Source organism: Arthrobacter koreensis (assembly GCF_009193255.1).
Classification (GTDB): domain Bacteria; phylum Actinomycetota; class Actinomycetes; order Actinomycetales; family Micrococcaceae; genus Arthrobacter_B; species Arthrobacter_B koreensis.
In genome coordinates this window covers 1-3,683 of sequence record NZ_WACG01000012.1, presented here as the reverse complement: position 1 = coordinate 3,683, position 3,683 = coordinate 1, and the positions used below count along the sequence as shown (strand labels likewise).

General features: G+C 55.4%; 2 rRNA genes. Both read right to left on the bottom strand.

The annotated features are described in order from the left end of the window. Positions 1-25: 25 nt before the first annotated feature. A 5S ribosomal RNA gene (rrf, locus tag GD628_RS16395) occupies positions 26-142 on the bottom strand. Between the two features lie 236 nt (positions 143-378). Beyond that, a 23S ribosomal RNA gene (locus tag GD628_RS16390) occupies positions 379-3,515 on the bottom strand. Between the last annotated feature and the right edge of the window lie 168 nt (positions 3,516-3,683).

The following is a 3,683-nucleotide window of genomic DNA, read 5'->3' as shown; positions in this document are numbered from 1 at the left end:
TGCGGGGCCTGAACCTGTAATGATTGTCCGGCGGTGACCTACTCTCCCACACCCTCCCGAGTGCAGTACCATCGGCGCTGCGGGTCTTAGCTTCCGGGTTCGGAATGGGACCGGGCGTTTCCCCCGCGCAATGACCGCCGTAACCCTTGAACCCTCACCGTCGTGAACACACGATCGGGTGGGGTAAACCTGAATGGGGTACGTCGTACCAGACCACCCGCCCCTGATACCGGGACAGGCAGTTATTCAATTATCAGTTCCTGACCAGCAACAACGATGGGTTGTTGGTTGGGAACCACATAGTGGACGCAAGCAGCATGATCTTCATACCCCTTCTTTGGCGGAACCGTTTGAAGTCGTGTTCTGCCCAGGATATGTGTGGTGTAAGTTATCGGCCTATTAGTACCGGTCAGCTTCACGGGTCTTTAGTCCCCGCTTCCACATCCGGCCTATCAACCCAGTGGTCTGGCTGGGGGCCTCTCACACACAAGGTGCATGGAAATCTCATCTTGAAGCAGGCTTCCCGCTTAGATGCTTTCAGCGGTTATCCCATCCGAACGTAGCTAATCAGCGATGCACTTGGCAGTACAACTGACACACCAGAGGTTCGTCCGTCCCGGTCCTCTCGTACTAAGGACAGCCCTTCTCAAATTTCCTGCGCGCGCAGCGGATAGGGACCGAACTGTCTCACGACGTTCTAAACCCAGCTCGCGTACCGCTTTAATGGGCGAACAGCCCAACCCTTGGGACCTACTCCAGCCCCAGGATGCGACGAGCCGACATCGAGGTGCCAAACCATGCCGTCGATATGGACTCTTGGGCAAGATCAGCCTGTTATCCCCGAGGTACCTTTTATCCGTTGAGCGACGGCCATTCCACAATGTACCGCCGGATCACTAGTCCCGACTTTCGTCCCTGCTCGAGATGTCTCTCTCACAGTCAAGCTCCCTTGTGCACTTACACTCGACACCTGATTGCCAACCAGGCTGAGGGAACCTTTGGGCGCCTCCGTTACTCTTTAGGAGGCAACCGCCCCAGTTAAACTACCCATCAGGCACTGTCCCTGACCCGGATTACGGGCCGAAGTTAGATATCCAGTATGACCAGAGTGGTATTTCAACGATGACTCCACCCGAACTGGCGTCCGGGTCTCACAGTCTCCCACCTATCCTACACAAGCCACACCGAACACCAATACCAAACTATAGTAAAGGTCTCGGGGTCTTTCCGTCCTGCTGCGCGTAACGAGCATCTTTACTCGTACTGCAATTTCGCCGAGTTTATGGTTGAGACAGCGGGGAAGTCGTTACTCCATTCGTGCAGGTCGGAACTTACCCGACAAGGAATTTCGCTACCTTAGGATGGTTATAGTTACCACCGCCGTTTACTGGGGCTTAAATTCCCAGCTTCGCCCACAAGGGGCTAACCGGTCCTCTTAACCTTCCAGCACCGGGCAGGAGTCAGTCCGTATACATCGTCTTGCGACTTCGCACGGACCTGTGTTTTTAGTAAACAGTCGCTTCCCCCTGGTCTCTGCGGCCCACACCCGCTCCGGAAAGCAAGTCTCCATCACGGGGCAGGCCCCCCTTCTCCCGAAGTTACGGGGGCATTTTGCCGAGTTCCTTAACCATAATTCTCTCGATCGCCTTGGTATTCTCTACCTGATCACCTGTGTCGGTTTGGGGTACGGGCGGCTAAAACCTCGCGCCGATGCTTTTCTAGGCAGCATAGGATCACCGGATTCCCCCGTTCGGGGGTCCCATCAGATCTCAGGTGCGTCATCAAAGACACAGTGACGGATTTGCCTATCACTGACCCTACATCCTTAGACCAGGACAACCATCGCCCGGCCCGGCTACCTTCCTGCGTCACACCTGTTAATACGCTTACCTCCCGGGATACGGTCCCGCGCTCCACCAAAACCCGGAACACCACAAGGGTGCACGGGCAGGTTTCGGGCGGTTAGTTTCCCCCGTTCAGTATGGGCGGTTTTTCGCCGGTACGGGAATATCAACCCGTTGTCCATCGACTACGCCTGTCGGCCTCGCCTTAGGTCCCGACTTACCCAGGGCAGATTAGCTTGACCCTGGAACCCTTGATCATTCGGCGGACGGGTTTCTCACCCGTCTTTCGCTACTCATGCCTGCATTCTCACTCGTGTAGGCTCCACCACTGGTTTACACCGCAGCTTCACTGCCCACACGACGCTCCCCTACCCATCCAGACGGCTGAACCACGAAGGCTTACCAAAAATCTGAATGCCACAACTTCGGCGGTGTACTTGAGCCCCGCTACATTGTCGGCGCGGAATCACTTGACCAGTGAGCTATTACGCACTCTTTCAAGGATGGCTGCTTCTAAGCCAACCTCCTGGTTGTCTGGGCAACTCCACATCCTTTCCCACTTAGCACACGCTTAGGGGCCTTAGTTGGTGGTCTGGGCTGTTTCCCTCTCGACTATGAAGCTTATCCCCCACAGTCTCACTGCTGCGCTCTCACTTACCGGCATTCGGAGTTTGGCTGACGTCAGTAACCTTGTAGGGCCCATCGGCCATCCAGTAGCTCTACCTCCGGCAAGAAACACGCAACGCTGCACCTAAATGCATTTCGGGGAGAACCAGCTATCACGGAGTTTGATTGGCCTTTCACCCCTACCCACAGCTCATCCCCTCCATTTTCAACTGAAGTGGGTTCGGTCCTCCACGACGTCTTACCGTCGCTTCAACCTGGCCATGGGTAGATCACTCCGCTTCGGGTCTAGATCACGCCACTCACTCGCCCTGTTCAGACTCGCTTTCGCTACGGCTTCCCCACACGGGTTAACCTCGCGACGTAACACTAACTCGCAGGCTCATTCTTCAAAAGGCACGCCGTCACAGCTACAAGGCTGCTCCGACGGTTTGTAGGCACACGGTTTCAGGTACTATTTCACTCCCCTCCCGGGGTACTTTTCACCTTTCCCTCACGGTACTTGTCCGCTATCGGTCATCAGGGAGTATTTAGGCTTACCAGGTGGTCCTGGCAGATTCGCACGGGATTTCTCGGGCCCCGTGCTACTTGGGATCCTCTCCAAGCGGCAGCATACATTCCGGTTACGGGGCTAACACCCTCTACGGCCTGGCTTTCAAACCAGTTCACCTATGCACCTGCACTCACTTCACCAGTCCGGCAGAACTGATACGGAAAGTCCCGCAACCCCAGTGATGCAACGCCCGCCGGCTATCACACACCACTGGTTTAGCCTCTTCCGCGTTCGCTCGCCACTACTAACGGAATCACTGTTGTTTTCTCTTCCTGCGGGTACTGAGATGTTTCACTTCCCCGCGTTCCCTCCACGCACCCTATGTGTTCAGATGCGGGTCACCCGGTCACTCGCGCGCCGGGCGGGGTTTCCCCATTCGGACATCCTGGGATCACCGCTCGGTTATCAACTCCCCCAGGCTTATCGCAGATTCCTACGTCCTTCTTCGGCTCCTGATGCCAAGGCATCCACCGTGTGCCCTTAAAAACTTGACCACAAAGATCAACAATTAATATCGCTATCGAGAAAACCATGGAAAACCAGTACAAGACCGGTCACCAGGTTTATCTGAAATTGCACTTAATAATTTTTAAGATGCTCGCGTCCACTATGTAGTTCTCAAACAACAACCCCGTCACACCCATCCACCAGCCACCACCCCC